The 20432-nt window shown below is 71.7% G+C and carries 22 protein-coding genes and 1 pseudogene; 10 read left to right on the plus strand and 13 right to left on the minus strand.

The genetic code is table 11. The annotated features are described in order from the left end of the window. Nucleotides 1-167: 167 nt before the first annotated feature. From AB0J80_RS37675 to AB0J80_RS37690, 4 genes are all read left to right on the plus strand, one after another. Entirely contained in the window at nucleotides 168-806 is a 639-nt protein-coding gene (locus AB0J80_RS37675; RefSeq protein ID WP_364714540.1) for a hypothetical protein, read from the plus strand. A gap of 34 nt (nucleotides 807-840) precedes the next feature. Next, complete coding sequence (locus tag AB0J80_RS37680) at nucleotides 841-1512, plus strand: TetR/AcrR family transcriptional regulator (protein WP_364714542.1); 672 nt, start codon at nucleotides 841-843, stop codon at nucleotides 1510-1512. A 66-nt stretch (nucleotides 1513-1578) separates the two neighbouring features. Next, nucleotides 1579-2694, plus strand: coding sequence for an NAD(P)/FAD-dependent oxidoreductase (locus tag AB0J80_RS37685; RefSeq protein ID WP_364714543.1), 1116 nt, complete (start codon nucleotides 1579-1581; stop codon nucleotides 2692-2694). A gap of 103 nt (nucleotides 2695-2797) precedes the next feature. After that, entirely contained in the window at nucleotides 2798-3391 is a 594-nt protein-coding gene (locus tag AB0J80_RS37690; RefSeq protein WP_364714545.1) for a hypothetical protein, read from the plus strand. Between the two features lie 42 nt (nucleotides 3392-3433). Here AB0J80_RS37690 and AB0J80_RS37695 read toward each other — a convergent pair whose 3' ends face one another. Both AB0J80_RS37695 and AB0J80_RS37700 read right to left on the minus strand, forming a co-directional pair. Further along, on the minus strand, nucleotides 3434-3805 hold the full coding sequence (locus tag AB0J80_RS37695; protein WP_364714547.1) for a DUF2203 domain-containing protein: 372 nt from the start codon (nucleotides 3803-3805) through the stop codon (nucleotides 3434-3436). An 86-nt stretch (nucleotides 3806-3891) separates the two neighbouring features. Further along, entirely contained in the window at nucleotides 3892-4215 is a 324-nt protein-coding gene (locus tag AB0J80_RS37700; protein ID WP_364714548.1) for a hypothetical protein, read from the minus strand. A gap of 165 nt (nucleotides 4216-4380) precedes the next feature. Between AB0J80_RS37700 and AB0J80_RS37705 the strand changes: the two genes are divergently transcribed. Further along, a complete protein-coding gene (locus tag AB0J80_RS37705) occupies nucleotides 4381-5262 on the plus strand; it encodes a UbiA prenyltransferase family protein (RefSeq protein WP_364714549.1) in 882 nt (293 codons plus the stop codon). 20 nt (nucleotides 5263-5282) lie between these two features. Beyond that, nucleotides 5283-6086: an SDR family oxidoreductase gene (locus AB0J80_RS37710; protein ID WP_364714551.1), complete on the plus strand. Its 804-nt coding sequence runs from the start codon at nucleotides 5283-5285 to the stop codon at nucleotides 6084-6086. A gap of 14 nt (nucleotides 6087-6100) precedes the next feature. Here AB0J80_RS37710 and AB0J80_RS37715 read toward each other — a convergent pair whose 3' ends face one another. Genes AB0J80_RS37715 through AB0J80_RS37730 form a run of 4 tightly spaced genes read right to left on the minus strand, consistent with a single transcriptional unit; the run spans nucleotide 6101 to nucleotide 8844 of the window. Then, nucleotides 6101-6775, minus strand: coding sequence for a VOC family protein (locus AB0J80_RS37715; protein ID WP_364714552.1), 675 nt, complete (start codon nucleotides 6773-6775; stop codon nucleotides 6101-6103). Nucleotides 6776-6796: 21 nt separating this feature from the next. Continuing rightward, nucleotides 6797-7864 carry a MarP family serine protease gene (locus AB0J80_RS37720; RefSeq protein ID WP_364714554.1) on the minus strand — a complete coding sequence of 356 codons (1068 nt, stop codon included), beginning with the start codon at nucleotides 7862-7864 and terminating at the stop codon, nucleotides 6797-6799. A gap of 5 nt (nucleotides 7865-7869) precedes the next feature. After that, complete coding sequence (locus tag AB0J80_RS37725) at nucleotides 7870-8106, minus strand: winged helix-turn-helix domain-containing protein (protein WP_364714556.1); 237 nt, start codon at nucleotides 8104-8106, stop codon at nucleotides 7870-7872. Between the two features lie 48 nt (nucleotides 8107-8154). Continuing rightward, on the minus strand, nucleotides 8155-8844 hold the full coding sequence (locus AB0J80_RS37730) for a helix-turn-helix domain-containing protein (protein WP_364714558.1): 690 nt from the start codon (nucleotides 8842-8844) through the stop codon (nucleotides 8155-8157). Between the two features lie 90 nt (nucleotides 8845-8934). On the opposite strand from AB0J80_RS37730, the gene folE reads away from it, so the two are divergent. Continuing rightward, the gene (folE, locus tag AB0J80_RS37735; RefSeq protein WP_364714559.1) at nucleotides 8935-9525 is read left to right on the plus strand and encodes a GTP cyclohydrolase I FolE; all 591 of its coding nucleotides are present in this window, start codon (nucleotides 8935-8937) and stop codon (nucleotides 9523-9525) included. 1 nt (nucleotide 9526) lies between these two features. Then, nucleotides 9527-10723: an FAD-dependent oxidoreductase gene (locus tag AB0J80_RS37740; RefSeq protein WP_364714560.1), complete on the plus strand. Its 1197-nt coding sequence runs from the start codon at nucleotides 9527-9529 to the stop codon at nucleotides 10721-10723. Here AB0J80_RS37740 and AB0J80_RS37745 read toward each other — a convergent pair. After that, the gene (locus AB0J80_RS37745; protein ID WP_364714561.1) at nucleotides 10710-12155 is read right to left on the minus strand and encodes a GGDEF domain-containing protein; all 1446 of its coding nucleotides are present in this window, start codon (nucleotides 12153-12155) and stop codon (nucleotides 10710-10712) included. The two genes, AB0J80_RS37740 and AB0J80_RS37745, sit on opposite strands and share 14 nt — an antisense overlap. Before the next feature lie 139 nt (nucleotides 12156-12294). Further along, on the minus strand, nucleotides 12295-12534 hold the full coding sequence (locus AB0J80_RS37750; RefSeq protein WP_364714562.1) for a hypothetical protein: 240 nt from the start codon (nucleotides 12532-12534) through the stop codon (nucleotides 12295-12297). Between the two features lie 20 nt (nucleotides 12535-12554). Here AB0J80_RS37750 and AB0J80_RS37755 point away from each other — a divergent pair. Then, nucleotides 12555-12692 (plus strand): annotated as a pseudogene (locus AB0J80_RS37755) (hypothetical protein); the annotation flags it as partial. A gap of 7 nt (nucleotides 12693-12699) precedes the next feature. Here AB0J80_RS37755 and AB0J80_RS37760 read toward each other — a convergent pair. The 3 genes from AB0J80_RS37760 to AB0J80_RS37770 all read right to left on the minus strand — a co-directional run bounded on the left by AB0J80_RS37760 (nucleotide 12700) and on the right by AB0J80_RS37770 (nucleotide 18143). After that, on the minus strand, nucleotides 12700-16950 hold the full coding sequence (locus tag AB0J80_RS37760; protein ID WP_364714563.1) for a HAMP domain-containing protein: 4251 nt from the start codon (nucleotides 16948-16950) through the stop codon (nucleotides 12700-12702). An 81-nt stretch (nucleotides 16951-17031) separates the two neighbouring features. Next, nucleotides 17032-17403: an MmcQ/YjbR family DNA-binding protein gene (locus tag AB0J80_RS37765; protein WP_364714564.1), complete on the minus strand. Its 372-nt coding sequence runs from the start codon at nucleotides 17401-17403 to the stop codon at nucleotides 17032-17034. 95 nt (nucleotides 17404-17498) lie between these two features. Next, on the minus strand, nucleotides 17499-18143 hold the full coding sequence (locus AB0J80_RS37770; RefSeq protein WP_364714565.1) for a DUF4360 domain-containing protein: 645 nt from the start codon (nucleotides 18141-18143) through the stop codon (nucleotides 17499-17501). A gap of 443 nt (nucleotides 18144-18586) precedes the next feature. Here AB0J80_RS37770 and AB0J80_RS37775 point away from each other — a divergent pair, with 443 nt between their 5' ends. Further along, complete coding sequence (locus AB0J80_RS37775) at nucleotides 18587-19234, plus strand: DUF4360 domain-containing protein (RefSeq protein ID WP_364714566.1); 648 nt, start codon at nucleotides 18587-18589, stop codon at nucleotides 19232-19234. 24 nt (nucleotides 19235-19258) lie between these two features. Here AB0J80_RS37775 and AB0J80_RS37780 read toward each other — a convergent pair whose 3' ends face one another. Then, a complete protein-coding gene (locus tag AB0J80_RS37780) occupies nucleotides 19259-19849 on the minus strand; it encodes a hypothetical protein (protein ID WP_364714567.1) in 591 nt (196 codons plus the stop codon). Further along, nucleotides 19846-20432: ATP-binding protein (locus AB0J80_RS37785; protein ID WP_364714569.1), on the minus strand; the 587-nt coding region annotated here is incomplete at its 5' end. The genes AB0J80_RS37780 and AB0J80_RS37785, both read right to left, overlap by 4 nt.

The following is a 20432-nucleotide window of genomic DNA, read 5'->3' on the forward strand; positions in this document are numbered from 1 at the left end:
GGGGCTAACATCTTAGAATGCCCCGTCGTGGGGGCTGCCCCCCCCCGCGGGCACGGGGGGGGGGGGCGGCCCCCCCCCCCCCGCGACCAGCGGGCCTCCGACTTGCCCGCGACGGCCGATCGAGGGTTGCCGCCACGGCGTCCGGACACCACCCCTACGCTGGCCGGATGACGTGGCTCGACGTGATCGGCTGGATCGGCTCCGCCCTGCTCGTGTGGTCCCTGCTGCAGAGCCGGCTGCTGCGCCTGCGCGCGCTCAACCTCGTGGGTTGCGTGGTGCTCATCGGCTTCAATGCGGCGCTCGGCGTGTGGCCGATGGTGGGCCTCAACGTCGTCCTGGCGGTGATCAACGTCTGGTACCTCGTGCGGATGCTCGCCACCCGGCACGACGAGAAGGCGTACCAGGTCGTCGAGGTTCGCGACGACGAGATCCTCGAGTACATCCTGCGCCGGCATCGCGAGGACATCGCGAAGTTCAACCCGCGGTTCCGCTGGGACGCCCCGGCGGACGACCGAGCCGCGTTCCTCGTCGTGAACGGCGACGAGATCGTGGGGGTCGTGCTGTTCCGCGGCGGCGAGGACGGGATCGCGCGGGTGGAGCTCGACTACGTCACCCAGCGGTATCGCGACTTCACCCCGGGCGAGTTCGTGTACCGGCGCAGCCAGTTGTTCACCGATCGGGGCTGCCGGATGGTGGTCTCGCCGCCGGGGATGCTCGCCCCCTACTACGACCGGCTGGGGTTCCGCCGCGAGGGCGAGTCGTACGTGCTCGATCTGGCTGAGACGACCGCCACAGGCCGTGCCTGAGGCGGAGAACGAACGCGTTCGTTACGATCGTGTTATGACCGTCCGCCGCGTACCCGTCAGCCGCCGTGAGCGCCCGGCAAAGCCCGCCCTGAGCCGGGAGGGCATCGTCACGGTCGCCCTGCGGATCCTGCGCGAGGAGGGCCTCGAGCGGGTCACCATGCGGCGGCTGGCCCAAGAGCTCGACACCGGACCGGCCTCGCTGTACGTCTACGTCAGCAACATGGCCGAGCTGCACGGCGCCCTGCTCGACGAGCTGCTCGCCGAGCTGGACCTGACGCCGTCGGGGGACGCCGGCGCGTGGCGGGACGAGCTGGTCGGGCTGCTCACGGCGTACACGAAAGTGCTGTTCCGTCATCCGAGCCTGGCGCGGTCGCTGCTGGTCCTGCGGCCGACGGGCCGCCACTATCTCCGCCTCGTCGAGGCGGTCCTGGCGCTGCTGCGCACCGGCGGGGTCACGGTCCGCCAGGCCGCCTGGGGTGTCGACATCCTGCTGCAGCACGCGACCGCGTCCGCCGCCGAGCACGGCACGCGTGACGAGTCGGCCACGGCGGACGCCGAGAACGAAGCCCTCGAACGCGCGCTGCACGGAGCGCCCGCGGACGAGCATCCGCACATCGCCTGGGCCTCCGGCGAGCTGTTCACCGGCACCGGCGAGGAGCGGCTGCGCTGGGGCTTCCTCACCCTGATCGACGGCCTCGCCTCCTGAGGCCGTTCCGCTACCCATCTCGAACGTGTTCGTGACGAACACGTTCGTCCTCCGAGAGGATCTCCCATGACCATCGCCATCGTCGGCGCGGGCCTCGGCGGCCTGACGCTCGCCCGCGTTCTGCACGTCCACGGCATCCCGTCGGCCGTCTACGAGCTCGACGCCTCCCCCGCCGCCCGTAAGCAGGGCGGCATGCTGGACATCCACCAGGAGAACGGACAGGTCGCCCTGCACGCCGCAGGCCTGTACGAGCAGTTCCGGGACATCGTGCACCCCGGCGGCCAGGCGATGCGCATCCTCGACCGGCACGCCACCGTCCTGGTCGACGAGCCTGACGACGACGGCGACCGCCCCGAGGTCGACCGCGGCGACCTGCGCGACCTGCTGCTCGGCTCGCTGCCGCCCGGCACGGTCCGGTGGGGCACCAAGGTCACCGCCGCCCGGCCGCTCGGCGACGGCCGGCACGAGCTCAGCTTCGCCGGCGGCGCCACGGTCGTCACCGACGTCCTGGTCGGCGCGGACGGCGCCTGGTCACGAATCCGCCCGCTGGTCTCCGGCGCCACCCCTGCCTACGCCGGCGTCTCCTTCGTGGAAGTGGACCTGCACGACGCTGACACCCGCCACCCCGACGGCGCGGCGGTCGTGGGCGCCGGCATGCTCTTCGCCCTCGGCCCCGGCAAGGGCTTCCTCGCCCACCGGGAGACCGACGGTAGCCTGCACGTCTACGTCGCCCTGCGTGCCGGCGCCGACTGGCTGCGCGGCATCGACTTCACCGACGCGGCCGGCTCCCGCGAGGCCGTACGCCGGGAGTTCGCCGACTGGCACCCCACCCTCCAGGCGCTGATCACCGACGCGGACGGACCCCTGGTCCCCCGCGCCATCCACGCCCTGCCGACCGGCCACCGCTGGGACCGCGTCCCCGGCGTGACCCTGCTCGGCGACGCGGCACACCTGATGTCACCGTTCGCCGGCGAGGGCGCCAACCTCGCCATGCTCGACGGTGCCGAGCTGGGGCGGGCACTCGCCGCACACCCCGGGGATGTCGAGACGGCGCTGAGCGCGTACGAGAAGGAGCTGTTCCCCCGCAGCGAGAAGGCCGCCGCCGAGGCCGCCGCGAACCTGGAGATCTGCTTCCGCGACGACGCCCCGCAAAGCCTGATCGACCAGTTCGCCGCCTGGTGACGACGGGACTTTGGTCCCGCGGGATGAGTGAGTTCGGCCCGGGCGGATCTCCGCGGAATCACCGATGGTTGAGGTGTCAAAGAAAAGGACCTCGGAGGCAACGATGACCGCCCAAGCAACCACCCAGCGTTCCCTGGCCACCCCGCTCGAGCGAGCGGAGATCCCCGGCTCGATGCTCACCAAGACCGCGGCGAAGGCCCTTGCCGTCCTCCGCATCTCGACCGGTTTCGTCTTCCTCTGGGCGTTTCTCGACAAGACCTTCGGCCTCGGGTACGCCACCCCGGCCGCGAAGGCCTGGATCAACGGCGGATCCCCGACCAAGGGATTCCTGAGCTCGATCGACGTGGGCCCGTTCCAGTCGATGTTCCACGCCATGGCGGGCACCTGGTGGGCCGACTGGCTGTTCATGCTCGGCATGCTCGGCGTCGGCGTGGCGATGATCCTCGGCATCGGCCTGCGCGTCTCGGCCGTCTCCGGGACCCTCATCATGGCGATGATGTGGCTCGCCGAGTTCCCGCTCGCCCAGGCGACCAGCGCCGGAAAGCCCAGCGGCTCCACCAACCCGATCGTCGACTACCACCTCATCTACGCGATCGCGCTGATCGTCGCCGCGGCCGCCTACGCCGGGCACACCTGGGGCCTCGGCCGCTTCTGGACCCGGATCCCCTTCGTCCAGAAGCACCGCTGGCTCATCTGACCTTTCCAAGCCGGCCGGCGCCCCACCCCGGGGCGCCGGCCTTCACGCGTGCCCGGGAAGCGGCCGGCGGCCGGCGAAGCCCAGCCCGGTCCGGTGGTACCAGCCGAGCTCCGGCTCGCCCTCCAGCCAGCACAGCAGCACGGGCACGCCGTCGAGCTCCCCGGGAAAGTCGACGAGCAGCGGCGCGATGCCCTTGAGCTCGGCACCGGTCTGCTGCACCTCGGTCATCAGCTCGTTGAGCCGGGCCTCGGCGGCCTTGCGCTCAGGCAGCCCGCCGAGCGACGTCGGCTCGCCGCCCGGCGTCAGCGCCGCGGTCAGTTCCACCATGTCGGCGCGCACGGTGACGATCTCGTCGAGCACCGGCCGCAGCCGCGCCAGCTCCGCCCGTGCCTCCGCCAGCGTGAACAGCCCCATGGCCCGAGTCTGCCAGAGGTCACCGCACGAGCCGGAACACGGCGGGCGCACCGCTCCTGCGCGGAGCGGTGCGCCCGGTGCTGCCGTTATCGCGTACGGGGGTCGGCGTCGCGGGTGTGGCTGCCCGACTTGGCCAGGCCGCGACTGAGCAGGTAGCCGATCGTCAGCAGGGTGATGTAGAGCCACGCCTTGTCGGCGGCGAAGTAGTCGGCGCCGTTGTTCGCGGCGCCGTCGCCCACGGTCTGGGAGGCGATGAGGACGCCGGCGACCGCCGCGAGGTAGACGAACAGCTCCGTGGTCTTCCAGGACGGCTTGGTCTCCTCGCCGCGGGGAGCGAGGTGCTGATGGTCGGTACCGCGCACGTTCTCGAAGAAGCTGGAGCCGGTCGTGGGGCGAGTGGGGGCAGACATCATGCTCTCCTCGGGCTGTCGTCCAGTTTGCGGGTTCGGCCGGCCGGGCGTTGATCGTTTGATCCCCTCGCCGGGCGCCGCTACACGCGGATCGGCGGGCTTCACCCGGTGGGGGGACCGCCGGCTCTCAGCGGGCGCACAGGCGGTGGGCGCCACGATCGGGCCATGACCCGGCTGCTGGAACGTCCCTCCGTGCTGCTGATGGCCGTGTCCCGGCCTTGGTTCTGGCCGGTGTCGTGGGTGCCCGCCTACCTCGGTACGGTCCTCGCCGGCCGGGCCTGGCTGCCGGGTTCGGCCGACGCCCCGCGTGCCCTGGTGGCTCTGCTCGTGCTGGGCCCGCTCGTCTGGGGCGCGGTTCTGGCGCAGAACGATCTGCACGACCTGCGCAGTGACCGCGTCAACCCGCGTAAGGCGTCAGCGCCGCTGGTCACCGGCGCCGTGTCGGCCGCGCGGTTGCGGCGGTGGTACTGGACGATCGCCGTCGTTGCTCTCGCCGCCGCGTGGTTCGTGGGGCCGTTGTTCGTGGTGGGCGTCGGCGGGGTGCTGGCGCTCGGATGGGCGTACAGCGTGCCGCCGCTGCGTCTCAAGACGCGGCCCGGATGGGACGTCGCCGTCAACGCCGTGGTCGTGGGGGTGGTCTCACCGCTCGCGGGCTGGTCCATCACGCGGGCGCCGTGGGACTTCCCGTGGCAGTTCGGGCTCATCGGGCTGCTCTTCGCGGCCGCCCTGTACGTGCCGACGACCGTGACGGACCTGGCGGCGGACTCGGGCGCCGGGGACACCACGTTCGCCGTACGGTTCGGGCCGCGCCTGGGGTACCGGGTGGGCGTCGCACTGTGGGGGTCGGCGCTGGCGGTCTCCCTGCTCTGCGCGCGGCTCGACGTGGTGGTGCCACGGTCCACGATGGCAGCGCAGCTCGTGATGGCGCCGGTGCTGCTCGGCGCGTACGCGATTCTCACCCGGCGGCCGACCATCACCAAGCTGGCGCTGGTCTCGGTGGTCTTCGGGGTGCCGACCGCCGGCTTCGCGGCCGCCTACATCGGCTGAGGGCCGGGTATGGTGCATCGATGAACCGCACCGCCCTGGTCACCGGGGCCTCGTCGGGCATCGGCCGGGCCACCGCGGCGGCGCTGGTCGCCCGCGGGTACCGCGTCCTGGGCACCAGCCGGCACCCCGCGAAGCTGTCGCCGGAGCAGCGGGTGGCCGGCGTCGAGTACCTCTCGCTCGATCTCGCCTCGGCCGACTCCGTCGAGGCTCTGGCCGCCCCGCTCGCGACGGTGGACGTGCTGGTCAACAACGCGGGCGAGAGCCAGTCGGGTCCGCTGGAGGAGCTTCCCGCGGCCGCCCTGCACCGGCTGTTCCAGGTGAATGTGCTCGGGCCGGTCCGGCTCACCCAGCTGGCCGTGCCCGGCATGCGGCAGCGCGGCTCGGGGAGGGTGGTGATGGTGGGCTCGATGCTCGCGTCGTTCCCGGTGGCCTACCGATCCTCGTACGTCGCGACGAAGGCGGCGCTCAAGGGCTTCTCCGATGCCGCCCGCCACGAGCTCTCACCGTTCGGGGTGTGGCTGACCACTGTGGAGCCCGGGTCCATCAACACGGGCATCAGCGAGCGCCGGACCAAGTACGTCGCCCCGGACTCGCCGCACCGCGAGGGGTTCTCGACGATGCTGGCAGCCCTGGACCGCAACGAGCGTGCCGGCGTGGCACCGGAACGCGTCGCCCGCGTGATCGTCAAGGCCGTCGCTGCGCAGCGTCCCCGGCCGCTGTACGCGGTGGGCAGCAACGCGCCGGTCGTCTTCGCCCTGCGCCGCGTCCTCCCGGCGGCGCTCACCGAGAAACTGGTGCACCGCCGGCACGATCTGCACCGCTGAAGCGCGCGGCCGCCTCAGCTCGGCGGCGTGCCGCGGCGCCGGCGCAGCCACGGTCCGAGGCCGTCCGCGTGCTCGCTCGCGATGAACGCGCTGCGGGCGTCGATGAGCGCCTCCTCGGTGTGCTGCAGGCAGCCCCAGACGGTGTCACCCCAGGGATCGGCGAGCTTCACCTCCGCCGGCCGCGGGCACGGGACGCCGTCGGGCAGGCCTACCTGGCAGGTGGCGGGGGCGCCGCCGCGAAGGCTGACCGCCTGGGCCGCCTGCTGGATGAGCGAGAAGCGGGCCTCCGCGCCGGTCGGCTCGGCGCGGGCGTCGGCGCTGACCGCGGCCCGCTGGCCGAAGAGCACGACGTTGCCGTCGGGGTCGCGGGTACGCATCTCGCCGCCCGGGGCATGGTCCGGGTAGCCCACCAGCTCCGCCGGATGGCCGGCCTTCTCGAACCGCTCCCGGACCCCTGCGAGATCCTCGACGTACACGTAGAGGAGCAGCGGCAGCTCGACCTGGATCAGCGGCGGCTCGACCGAGGCCAGCAGCAGTGTGTGGTCCCCGCACTGCAGGTACGACCACCGGCCGGAGCCGTCACCGCCGGAGCGGGCCTCCGTGTAGCCGAAGAGACCGTAGAACTCCCGGCTGAGCTCCAGGTTCTTGACGTAACTCACCGGTACCGTTGCGGACACCATCGGCTGCATGCGAGGAACCTACCGCAGCCGTCAGCGGCAGTCGCCGGTGCCGACCTTTTCGGTACGCCGGGTGCCGTCCTCGGCCACCGCGGAGGCTTCCTCGGCGCTCAGCGCGAAGCCCGTGTCGGGCCGGCCCTCGGACACGCCGAACACCACGCCCAGCACCCGCCCGCCCGGGGTGACCAGCGGCCCGCCGGAGTTGCCGTTGCGCACCAGCGCCCGGATCGTGTACATCTCGCGGTTCACCGGGCCGCTGTCGTAGATGTCGCGGCCACCGACCCGGGCGAGGTCGACGATCCGGGCCGGCTGCGCCTGGTACGGCCCGTCGAGGGGGAAGCCGAGCACGATCGCGTCGGCGCCGCCGGGCAGCGGCTTGTCCACGAAGGACAGCGCGGGCCCGGTGAGGCCGGGGACGTACAGCACGGCGAGGTCCCGGTCCGGGTCGTACACGACCACCGTGGCGTCGAGCCGGCCCTCGGGCGTCTCCACCCGGACGTCGTCCGCGCCGGCGACCACGTGGGCGTTCGTCATGACGCGTTCGGGGGCGTACACGAAGCCCGAGCCGACCGCGCCGCGTGAGCACCGGTGGGCGGCCCCCGGAGCGGCCCGCACCTTGACGAGCGAGGGCCGGGCCACGGCGACCGCGGGCGCGCCGCTGAGGGCCGGATCGGGTGCGGCCACCTCGGTGGCGGCGGTGTGGACGAGCCCCTCGAAGGAGATGGCGTCGCGGTCGTCGAGCGTCCAGGCCGCGACGAGCCCGGCCGTCAGGAGTACGGCGACGAGCGACGCCACCGCTCCCCCGGCGGCGTCGAGGCGTCGCAGCGGGCGGGTCACGAGCGCCCGTTTGAGCCGCTCCCCCAGCCCCAGGCTCAGGACCAGTCCGGCGGCGGCGAGCACGACGACCGTCGTGAGGGACACGGCCAGGCGTACGCCCGTACCGGCGAAGCGGCCCGCGACCAGTGGCCCGGCCTCCCAGCCGAGCAGCGTGCCGAGGCCGGCGCCGAGCGCGCAGAGGCCGGCGACCAGCAGGCCCCGCCGGTGGCCGAGGGCCGCGACGGCCAGGGCTGGCAGGATCAGGACCGCGTCGAGGGCGCGCACCGGCGTCAGACCGCGTCCGCCGACGGCTCCCGGCCCTCGACGAAGATGCCGCGCCCGCGGACGCCGCGGACCAGGCCGCGCTCCCTCAGCAGCTGGTACGCCCGCCGCGCGGTGGCCGGCGACACCCCGTACTTGTGCACCACCTGCTGATAGGACGGCATCAGCTCGCCGGGGGCGTACCGTCCGGCGGCGATCCCGGCCGCAAGATCGTCGGCAATCTGGTAGCGGTTGTGTGCCTCCACGCGAACTCCCCGAATACGCTCATCGATGTCCCAGCGCCGGGGGCAGGATTACATCTCCGGCGTTACATCGACGTGAGAAGCGATCGAGATGATGACGCAGCACCGGTCCGGGCCCGGATCGAGCCGCGCGCATCCGCCCGCCGGGCCGGCGGCGGTCAGCAGACCGTCGACGAGGTCGAGGTTCATGCCGCACACCAGCTGGGTGTACTGCTCGGCGAGCCGGTGGAAGGGACAGTTGGCGAGGACGATCACGCCGTCGGCGGCACGCGGCTCGTAGCCGGTGCGGGTCAGCACGGACAGGAAGTCCTCCGCGGCGTCCTGCTCGCCGAGCGCCCGGCCCGTGGTCCGCGCCGCGACCCTCAGGGCCTCCTCGACCGGTACGCCGTCGCGGGTGGCGACGGTGACCGCCTCGGCCAGCACCTGACCGGCCAGGTCGTAGCGGCGCTCGGGCAGGCTGACCGAGATGTCCCGCCCGGCCCGGCGGTAGAGCTTCGCCGGGCGGCCGGCACCGGGGCCGCCGCGGCCGGCCGGACGGGCGTACTCGACCTCGAGCAGCCCTTCGGTGACGAGCCGGTCGAGGTTGAACTTGGCGACGTGGTGGGCCACCCCGGTGGCGGCCGCGGCGGCCTCGCGGCTGACCGGTTCGTCCTGGGCGACGACGTAGCGGTACAGGTCTCGGCGCACGGGTTCACCCAGCGCGGCGATCCTGGCGACATCGGCGGCGAAGCTCTCGGTCATACACCCGACTCTAACGGATAAGCGTGTTGACGAAATCCCCCGAGGCGCTCTAACGTCGAGTTGATTCTCCGTTAGAGATAGGGAGTCCCCATGACCACCACCGCGCTACGGCCGGTCCGCGCCACACCGATCGACCCCGACGCGGCGACCGAGGCCGTGCGGGCTCTCCTGCTGGCGCTCGGGCAGGACATCCACTCCGACCACCTGCTCGACACCCCGCGCCGGGTCGCCTCCGCGTACGCCGAGCTGCTCACCCCCGAGCCGTTCACCTTCACCACCTTCCCGAACGACGACGGCTACGACGAGCTGGTCCTCGTCCGCGAGATCCCGTTCCGGTCGCTGTGCGAGCACCACCTGCTGCCCTTCCACGGCGTCGCGCACCTCGGCTACCTCCCCGGACGCCGGATCGTCGGGCTCTCCAAGCTCGCCCGCGTCGTGGAGCACTTCGCCCGCGGCCTGCAGGTGCAGGAGCGGCTCACCCGGCAGATCGCCGACTACCTCGAGCGCAACCTGCAGACCAAGGGCGTCGCCGTCGTCCTCGAGGCCGAGCACATGTGCATGTCACTGCGGGGCGTACGCGCCCCGGGCACGAAGACCATGACCTCCACGCTCCTCGGCCTGCACCGCCAGGACCCGGCGACCCGCGCCGAGTTCTACGCTCTCGCACAGGTGGGACGCTGACATGACCACTCACGTCATCGTGGGAGCCGGGTTCGCCGGCGCCAAGGCAGCCGAGGCCCTCCGCGAGCGCGGCTTCGACGGCCGGATCGTGCTGATCGGCGAGGAACCCGAGCGGCCGTACGAGCGGCCCCCGCTGTCCAAGGGCTACCTGACCAGCGACGCCGCGAAGGACTCGGTCTTCGTCCACGACGAGGGCTTCTACGCCCAGCACTCGATCGAGCTGCTCACCACCACCGCCGTCACGGCCCTCGACCCCGCCGGGCACACCGTCGCACTGTCCGACGGGACCACCGTACGGTTCGACAAGGCGCTGCTGGCCACCGGCTCGCGACCGCGCCGCCTGTCCGTGCCGGGAGCCGACCTGCCCGGCGTGCACTACCTGCGCACGGTCGCCGACGCGGACGCGCTGGCCACCGCCGCCGCATCGGCGAGCTCCGCGGTCGTGATCGGGGCGGGCTGGATCGGCTGCGAGGTCGCCGCGTCGCTGCGTACGCGGGGCCTGGACGTCACGGTCGTCGAACCCGCATCGGTGCCGCTGGAGCGGGTTCTCGGGCCGAGGGTCGGCGGCGTCTTCCGCGACCTGCACGCCGCGCACGGCGTCGTCCTGCGCCTGGGCGAGGGGGTCGAGGCCCTGCACGGCACCGGGCGGGTCGAGGAGGTCGTCACCAGCACCGGTACGCGGATCGCCGCCGACCTGGTCGTGGTCGGCATCGGGGCGACACCGCGGATCGAGCTCGCGGCCGATGCGGGCCTGACGGTCGGCGACGGGGTCCTGACCGACGAGTACCTGCGCACCAGCCACCCCGACGTGTACGCGGCCGGCGACATCGCCAGTGCCTGGCACCCGCGGTTCGACAGCCGGCTGCGCGTCGAGCACTGGGCGAACGCCCTCAACCAGGGCCCGGCCGCGGCGGCCAACATGCTCGGCGCCGACGAGCCGTACACCCACCTGCCGTACTTCTTCTCCGACCAGTACGACCTCGGCATGGAGTTCACCGGGCACAGCCCGGCGTGGGACCGGGTGGTCTTCCACGACGTCCCGGACATGAACGGCTTCGCCGCCTTCTGGATCCGCGACGGCATCGTCAGCGCGGCGATGCACGCGAACCTGTGGGACCTCAGCGACCATCTCCAGAAGGTCGTCCGCGACCGCCTGGAGGTGCCGGAGAACGTGCAGGCCCTGCTCAGCGCAGGGTGACGTCGTCCCGCCGGCGCGCCTTGCCGGCGTACATGGCCGCATCGGCGATGCCGATGAGCAGGTCCCGGTCGGCGCCCAGGCCCGCCCGGGCCTGCGCCACGCCGGTCGTCACCCCCACCGACACCGTCGTGTCCAGCAGTGGGATCGGCGCGCGGACGGCCTCGGCGATCCGGTCCCGCAGCTCGGAAGGATCCACGCCGGCGTCGCCGCGGCACAGGATCAGGAACTCGTCGCCGCCGAGCCGGCCGACCAGGTCCTGCTCCCGGACCGCCGCGGCGAGGCGCGCGGCGACCGTCTTGAGGACCGCGTCGCCGGCCGGGTGGCCGTACCGGTCGTTGACGGGTTTGAAGCCGTCGAGATCGCACAGCAGGATGGTGATCTCGTCCAGCTCACCGCGATCCAGGTCGGCCAGGGCGCGGTCGATCTCGGCGGCGATGTGCCGCCGGTTGCACAGGCCGGTCAGCTCGTCGTGGGTGGCGTGGTAGGCCAGCGTCCGCTCCGCCCGGTCGCGCTGCGCCGACAGCAGCCGGATCCGCAACAGCACCAACGGTACGACCATCAGGGTCCCCACCGGCAGCAGCAGGCTGGACGACCCCTCGCCCCGGACCACCTGGACGGCCGCGATGAGCGGGTTGGCGCTCAGCGCGGCCGCCAGCCAGCCCAGCCGCTGCCGGGCGGCCACACCGTCGGCCCGCGGCGGAACGGTCACGGCCGGAGCGTCCGGGTGGACCGGCGCGGCCGCGATGGTCAGGTACGCCGCCAGCATCAGCTCGGCGCTCCAGATGCCCCCGGGCGCCAGCGCCGACGTGACGGTGGAGGCCAGGGTGAGGACGGCGGTGAGGACCAGGTACGCGAGCGTGCCCCGCCCGGGCCGGCCCATCATGCCCAGCCGCAGCAGGCAGCCCGCGACGGCACAGAGCACGAGCAGGTCACCCAGCAGCATGACCTGACCCACCGGGGAGGCGTCGGCCGGCAGGGCGGGCCGGATCGCCCACTCCCACAGCGGGCCGCCGGAGCAGAGCCCGAACAGGGCCGCATCGATGATCCCGCCCGGGTCGGCGCTCGCCCGGCGCCGCAGGGCCGCGGCGGTGCCGACGAGAAACAAGGTGTGCGCGAGGGACTGCAACAGGTCGGTGAGCGACCCCTCGGCCCGGCCGAGGTGCGGACCGGCGATCCAGTCGGGCCAGACCAGCTGCTGGGCGGTGAGGAGCACGAGCCCCGCGACCGCGGTGAGCCAGGGCCGGCGGTCGGGCAGGTGGCCGCTCGCCAGCGCCACCAGGAAGGTCACGATGGGCACGACGGTGACCAGCGTGTAGACCACGGGCCGCAGCTCCGGGCCGGCCAGCGCGTACGCCGTACCGGCCGCCGCCAGCAGTCCCAGGAACCCGGTGTGCACCAGCCAGCCCGGCACAGTGCCCCGCGGCCAGCGCATCAGCGGTTCCTTCCGTCGGGGTCCACGTGGCTCATCGGCCGCACGGGTCCGGACTTGAGCACGGGCCCCCGCGCCCGGTTACCGTCTGGTAGCACTCTGGCGATGATAGATGCAGAAGCGTCGATGACACCGCACGGCTTCACCCGTCGGCGAGTTCGACGGCCCGGCTCATGACCGAGTCGAGCATCGCGGCGGTGAGCCGCCCGGTGCGGGTGTTCTGCGGGCTGGGGTGGTAGGTGCCGAGCAGCACGCGGCCCGTACCGATCGGCACCTCCCGGCCGTGACCGAAGCGCGGGAGCGGGCGCAGACCGGCCCACCGCGCCGCCGCATCCCACGCCAGCGCACCGAGACAGACGATCACCCGGACCCGCTCCAGCACCGCCAGCTCAAGTCGTCGCTGTGGGCTTCGGCAAGGACATGGACGTCAACACCGGCCCCTGGGAACTGATCTTCCAGGACGCGTCCACCGGCAAGGCCGCGCTGACGGCGTACAACCGGCCGGCCGTCGTCCGGACCGACGCGGAGGACGCCCCCTGAGCCCTCGTCAGCGGGTCTCGCGTTCGGTCAGCCAGCGGTCGATGCAGGCCAGCAGGTCCTCCGCGTCGACCGGCTTGGTCACGTAGTCGCTGGCGCCGGAGCTCAGGCTCTTCTCGCGGTCGCCGTGCATCGCCTTCGCGGTGACGGCGATGATGGGCAGGCGGGCGTACTTGGGCATGGCCCGGATCGCGGCGGTGGCCGCGTAGCCGTCCATCTCCGGCATCATGACGTCCATCAGGATCAGGTCGACGTCGTCGTGCTGGGCCAGGACCTCGATGCCCTTGCGCCCGTTCTCCGCGTAGATCACCTCGATGCCGTGCAGTTCGAGGATGTTGGTCAGGGCGAAGACGTTGCGGGCGTCGTCGTCGACGACCAGGACCTTGCTGCCGGTGAGGCGGCCGGCGTCGGCGGCGAAGCTCGGTTCGCGGGCCGGGCCGCGGGCCGGCATCCGGGGGATGACGTCGCGACCCGTACGCACGGACAGGTGCAGGGCGATCCGCTCGCGCAGCTCGTCGAGGCTCGGGAGCAGTTCCAGCGGCCGGGTGTGGGCCAGCGCCTGCAACAGCGTTTCCTGCCCCGGGGACAGCTGGCGGCCCTGGTACGCGAGGACGGGCAGGTGGCGCAGCTCGCTGCGGTCGTGCAGTGCCTTGAGGAACTCCGATCCGGTGTCGTCGGGCATGGCGAGGTCGAGGACCACCGCCTGGAACGGGCGGCTCCGCAGCTCGGTGATGGCGGCGTCGGCGTCGACCGCCGTGGCCACCTCCACCGTGCCGTGGGTGTTCGTCACGGCGGTGGCCGCGCCCTGGGCGAGCAGGGTCAGCAGGCCGAGCGGCGTACCTTCGACCACCAGCAGGCGCCGGTCGCTGTCCGGGTCCGGCGTGGTCCGGGCCTCGGGTTCCTCCCGGCCGGTGCCCGTGTCGGCGGTGGCCGGGGTGGCGGCGTAGCTCAGCGGGGCTTCCGCCGGCAGGTACAGCGTGAAGCTGCTGCCGTGGCCGAGGGTGCTCTGCGCCCTGATCTCGCCGCCGAGCAGGTGCGCGATCTCGCGGCTGATGGACAGGCCCAGCCCGGTGCCGCCGTAGCGGCGGCTGGTGGTGCCGTCGGCCTGCTGGAAGGCGTCGAAGATGGCGCTGAGCTGCTGCTCGGCGATGCCGATGCCGGTGTCGACGACGCGGAACGCCACGACGGTGTCGTGCTCGGCGAGCAGGGGCGACAGCTCGTCGGCGCGGGCGCGTTCGATACGCAGCTGCACCCCGCCCTCCTCGGTGAACTTGACCGCGTTCGACAGCAGGTTGCGCAGGATCTGCCGCAGCCGCTGCTCGTCGGTGAACAGCCCGGTGGGCACGTCGGCGGCGGTGGAGACCTCGAAGGCCAGGCCGCGGGAGGTGGTCAGCGGCCGGAAGGTCTGCTCGACGTAGTCCAGCAGGATGCGCAGGTCGAAGGCTTCCGGCGTGATGTCCATCTTCCCGGCCTCCACCTTGGAGAGGTCGAGGATGTCGTTGATGAGCTGCAGCAGGTCGGTGCCGGCGGAGTGGATGACGTTGGCGTACTCGACCTGCTTGGCGCTGAGGTTGCGGGTGGGGTTCTGGGCGAGCAGCTGGGCCAGGATCAGCAGCGAGTTGAGCGGGGTACGCAGCTCGTGGCTCATGTTGGCGAGGAACTCGGACTTGTACTTCGAGGCCAGCGCCAGCTGCTGCGCCCGGGTCTCCAGCTCCTGGCGCGCCTGCTCGATCTCCGAGTTCTTCGTCTCGATGTCGTGGTTCTGGCGGGCCAGCAGGCTGGCCTTCTCCTCCAGCTCGGCGTTGGAACGCTGCAGCTCCTCCGAGCGGGCCTGCAGCTCCTCCGACCGGGCCTGCAGCTCGGCGGCGAGGCGCTGCGACTCGGTGAGCAGCACGTCGGTACGCGCGTTCGCCACGATCGTGTTCACGTTGACGCCGATGGTCTCCATGAGCTGGTCGAGGAAGTCCCGGTGCACGTCGGTGAACCGGGTCATGCTCGCCAGTTCGATGACGCCGAGCACCTGGTCCTCCACGACGATCGGCAGCACGATCAGCTGTACCGCCGTGGCGTGGCCGAGGCTCGAGGACACGGTGAAGTAGTGGGCGGGCAGCTCGTCGACGACGATGCGCCGCTTCGCCAGGGCGGCCTGCCCGACCAGCGACTCGCCGAGGGCGAAGCGCCGCCCGGCGCCGTTGTGCCCGTAGCTGCCCACGACCCGCAGCTCCGCCCCGGACACGTCGTCGACCAGCAGGAACGTGCCGAGCTGAGCGTTGACCAGGGGGACGAGCTCGTTCATCACCTGGGTGGCGACCACCTCTAGGTCGCGGTGGCCCTGCATGAGGCCGGAGATGTGGGCCAGGCTCGTCTTGAGCCAGTCCTGCTCCTGGTTGGCCCGGGTGGTCTCGCGCAGCGACTCCACCATGAAGTTGATGTTGTCCTTGAGCTCCGCCACCTCACCCGAGGCGTCGACCGTGATGGACCGGGTCAGGTCGCCGGTGGCCACCGCACTGGTCACCTCGGCGATCGCGCGTACCTGGCGGGTGAGGTTGCCGGCCAGCTCGTTGACGTTCTCGGTGAGCCGCTTCCAGGTGCCGGAGACGCCTTCGACCTCCGCCTGGCCGCCGAGGCGGCCCTCGCTGCCGACCTCCCGGGCGACCCGGGTCACCTCGGCGGCGAACGCGGACAGCTGGTCGACCATCGTGTTGATGGTGGTCTTGAGCTCGAGGATCTCGCCGCGGGCGTCGACGTCGATCTTCTTGGTGAGGTCGCCCTGGGCCACCGCCGTGGTGACCTGGGCGATGTTGCGAACCTGGCTGGTGAGGTTGTTCGCCATGGAGTTGACGTTGTCGGTGAGGTCCTTCCAGGTGCCCGCGACGTTGGGGACCCGTGCCTGACCGCCGAGGCGGCCCTCGGTGCCCACCTCGCGGGCGACCCGGGTCACCTCGTCGGCGAAGGCGCCGAGCGTGTCGACCATCGTGTTGATGGTCTGGGCGAGGACGGCGACCTCGCCCTTGGCCTCGACCGTGATCTTCTTGCGGAGGTCGCCCTGCGCCACGGCGGTGGCCACCAGCGCGATGGACCGCACCTGGTTGGTCAGGTTGAAGGCCATGATGTTCACCGACTCGGTGAGGTCCTTCCAGGTGCCGGAGACGCCCTTGACGTCCGCCTGGCCACCGAGCCGGCCCTCCGTGCCGACCTCCCGGGCCACCCGGGTCACCTCGTCGGCGAACGACGACAGCTGGTCGACCATCGTGTTGATGGTGTTCTTCAGCTCCAGGATCTCGCCGCGCGCCGCAACGGTGATCTTCTGCGACAGGTCACCGCGGGCCACCGCGGTGGCGACCTGGGCGATGCTGCGGACCTGGCCGGTCAGGTTGCCGGCCATGAAGTTCACCGAGTCGGTCAGGTCGCGCCAGGTGCCGGCGACGCCGCTGACCTGCGCCTGGCCGCCGAGCCGGCCGTCGGTGCCGACCTCGCGGGCCACGCGGGTCACCTCGTCGGCGAACGACGACAGCTGGTCGACCATCGTGTTGATCGTGCTCTTGAGCTCGAGGATCTCGCCCCGGGCGTCCACCGTGATCTTCTGCGACAGGTCGCCGCGGGCGACCGCCGTGGTCACCTGGGCGATGTTGCGCACCTGGCTGGTCAGGTTGCCGGCCATGAAGTTGACGGAGTCGGTGAGGTCGCGCCAGGTGCCGGCGACGCCCGGCACCTCGGCCTGGCCGCCGAGGCGTCCCTCGCTGCCGACCTCGCGGGCCACGCGGGTGACCTCCGCGGCGAACGAGGAGAGCTCGTCGACCATCGTGTTGATGGTGTCCTTGAGCTCGAGGATCTCGCCCCGGACGGCCACGGTGATCTTCTGCGACAGGTCGCCCCGGGCGACGGCGGTGGCCACCTGGGCGATGTCGCGGACCTGGTCGGTGAGGTTGCCGGCCATCGCGTTGACGGAGTCGGTGAGGTCCTTCCAGGTGCCGGACACGCCGGGCACCTCGGCCTGGCCGCCCAGCTGCCCCTCGGTGCCCACCTCCCGCGCCACGCGGGTCACCTCGGAGGTGAACAGGGAGAGCTGGTCCACCATGCCGTTGAAGACCGTGGCGATCTCGCCGAGGAGGCCGTCGCCGTCCTCCGGCAACCGGATGCCGAAGTCGCCGTCACGCACCGCGGTCAGGCCCGCGAGGAGCTGCCGCAGGTCCGGGTCGGCCACCGCCGTACCGCCGACGGGCCCGCCCGTGTGTTGCTGAACCGCCACGTCCTCGCCCACCGTGCATCCTTTCGACCCGCTGACCGGCCGTAAGTATGCATCGATCTTGGCGGGGTCGCGTGGGCGCGAAGTGCGATCCGGTCAGCCGGGGCTGGGGCGGTCGCCGCCCAGCGCTTCGGGCGCACGCATCCGCCAGGCGTCGGTCACGAGCTCACTCAGCCGCTCCGGCGACACCTCGGCGAGGCGGACCATGACGAGGGGCAGCCCGTCGTAACCCGCGGTGGTGAAGAAGAGCCCGGGTTCGCCCAGGAGCAGGGCCTGCTTCTCGGCCTCGTCACCGACGAAGAGGACGGCGACATCGGTACGGATCACCCGCGGCTTGCCCGGCGAGCGTTCCGGGTACGACCAGACGAACCCCTTGCCGCCCACCCGGAAGTCGAAGCCCGCGCTGTCGATCTCCTCGACGTGCGGTAGGGCCCGCGCCAGGCGGCGGACGTCGTCGGCATCGGCCACCGGGTCCCCCTCTCCCCGGTGCCGAGCCTACGCAGCCGGCACCCGCCGGCGAGGACCGCGGCCGGGAGTCCGCGGCCCTCGCCGTGCTCAGGTCGTCAGCAGGTACGCCATGCGAAGTGGTACGTCGTCGCGATGCTGCCGTCGGTGGAGTCCATCGTCAGGAAGCTGGCCTCGGAAGCCGTCCCCTTGCTGACCCGCAGCTCGGTGTTGATGTTCAGGTTGCGCAACTCGCCGCACGGGTGCCAGACGAGAGCGGCGACCGGCACCTCGTCGCTCACCATCCAGTTGTCGTCGAGCGGCGCGGTGATCGGGTGGTTGGTGAAGGTGCTCTGGCTCATGCCCTGGAAGTAGTAGTTGGCCCGCTGCGAGGCGGTGGCACCCCTCTGGAGCAGCCCGTACCCGCGGTAGTCCACCTTGGCGATCGCGAAGGTGAAGCCCTGCGGCACGTGCACGAGCACGTTGAGCTGGCAGTTCTTGCGGCCCTCGGTGGAGGGGATGCCCGTGCCGGCCTGGGCGAGGTACTCGCTGTAGATGGCCGTGAAGGCGGTGTTGTCCGGCGACACGGCCACGTCCGCGGTACCGGGCCGGCAGCCCGAGCCCGCCATGGCGACGAGGTCGATGACGATGTGGTCGCTCGGCGGGTCGTTCAGGATCCCGCGGGCGGAGGCGGGCGAGCTCGAGATCAGTGACGACGCGAGCAGGGCAAGGACCACACCCCCGCGTACCAGCAATTTACGCATGGGACTCCCTTCGATGTGTTACGACGATGCGCGCGCGGGCCAATGCTATGTTTGGCATAGACAAGCGTCAATTAGATGTTTCCGCCGATGAAAAGCCGGACCAAAGGGAACCCCGCTGTTCCGCGAAAACCAGCACTCGCCCATCTATCGGGTGTATCGGGCGAGTCGCTCGGTCGGATAGCCCGAAATACTCCGGCAATCTCCGCGCATCGACTGCCGGACGGCGTCCGGCAACATCAACACGCGATCGATCTCGGTCGATGCTTGTGCGCGGAGTAGCGCATGGCTAACATTCGTCGCGGGACGCGGAGGCGCCACTGGGCCGACGCAATGGTCCCGACCAATACCGATTCCTCGACCGGGTCTCGCCGACGAGGAAAATCGGCGATGGTGCACGCGCGAAACCCGTCGTCGCAAGAGCACGCAAACCCTAGGGGATAAACATGACGGAACGATTCGTCGGTGCGAGGCGTACCATTCTCGCCGCACTCGGTACGGTTCTCGCGCTCTCCCTCTCCGCCCCCGCCCGGGCCGCCGGCACCGCGGCTGACGTCCCGGACGGCGCCATCCACGTCGAGGTGGTGGCGGCCAACGGCTCCGGATGCGCGCCCGGCACCGCCACGGTCGTCGCCAACGCCGACAAGACCGGCTTCCGGGTCCGCTACTACGACTTCGTCGCCGCCGCGGGCGGCAGCGCCGACCCCACCGCCCGCCGCCGCAACTGCCAGATCGGCGTCCTCGTGACCGTCCCGGCCGGTTGGACCTTCGCGATCGCCGAGGCGGACTACCGCGGCCGCGCCCGCCTCAACAACGGTGCGACCGGCCTGCAGCGCACCAACTACTACTGGCAGGGCTCGTCGGCCAACAACCGTACGGAGGAGACCTTCACCGGCCCGCTCAACGGCTACTGGCACACCGAGGACGTCGCACCGGTCCTCGTCTACGTGCCCTGCTCGGAGCAGCGCGTCCTGAACATCAACACCGAGCTGAGGGTGGACGCCGGCACGTCGAGCGGCACCAGCAGCATGTCGATGACCTCGAGCGAGGGCGACGTCGACACCCTCTTCAACTTCAGCTGGATCCGCTGCTGATCCCCGTTCCGTCCCCCGCCCCGGTCACGAAGGGCTCCCCTGGGAGTCCTTCGTGATCAGCTGTTCCGGCAACGCCCGGAACACCGTGCCCGCGGCGTACCAGATCCGAAGCGCCCGGGCCCGCTCGGCGGGATCCGGAACCGCCTCCCTCAGCCGCGCACGGACCAGGCGGACCACGCCCTGCGGAAAGACACCGTTGCCGGCGGCGGCCGCTGCCGCGAGATCCAGCAGGTCCCGTACGGCCTCAGGCGCCGCGGCGATCCACCGTTGCCGGTCCGAGTCCGGCGGCGTCTCCTCGACTCCGTGGACGGCCAGCCAGCGCGGCAGCAGCGAGCCGTCGCCCAGCGCCGCGTCCTCGTCCCAGCCTGCCCAGCGGACCGCGGACGGGCGGTGGAAGCTCACCACGGCGACCCGCTCACCGGCCCGGTCGTGGAACTCGAGGCCCAGGTCGCCGCGACACATGCAGGAACCGCCGGCAGTCCCCCGCACCGCCAGGGCCCGCCGCAGGTCCTCAAGCGCTCCCGGATCATCCACCTCGGCCAGGACGGCGTCCCCCTCGGTGACCCGGACCCGCACGGCGGCTCGCAGCACCTCATCCAGCGCATCGGTGTTCACGCGGAGACCGACGCCTCGGCGACCGGCTCGGCGTCACCGGGCATCCGCGCGACCGGCAGGGTCAGCCACATCGACGCACCCTCGGCGACGTCGCGGTCCAGCCAGATCCGCCCGCCATGGTATTCGACGATCTTCTTCACGATCGCCAGCCCGATCCCCGTGCCCTCGTACGCGTCCCGCCCGTGCAGACGCTGGAAGATCACGAAAACCTTGTCCGCGAACTCCGGCTCGATCCCGATCCCGTTGTCGCGCACATTGATCAGCCACTCCTCGCCCTCCTGCGAGGCGCTCACCGTCACCACCGGCGGCACCCCGGGCCGGCGGAACTTCAGCGAGTTGCCGACCAGGTTCACGAACAACGTCGTCAGCAGCGGCTCCTCACCCTCCACCGTCGGCAGATCCGCCCACGAGATCTCCGCGTCGTCACCCGCCCGCGGCTCCAGCTGCGACCTCACCTCGGCCAGCACCCGGTTCAGATCCACATCCGCGAACCCCGACGTCAACCGGCCGATCCGCGAGAACGCCAGCAGATCATTGATCAACCGCTGCATCCGCTGCGCACCGTCCACCGCGAACGCGATGT

Origin of the sequence: Actinoplanes sp. NPDC049548 (genome assembly GCF_040676695.1) — a bacterium.
GTDB lineage: Bacteria > Actinomycetota > Actinomycetes > Mycobacteriales > Micromonosporaceae > Actinoplanes.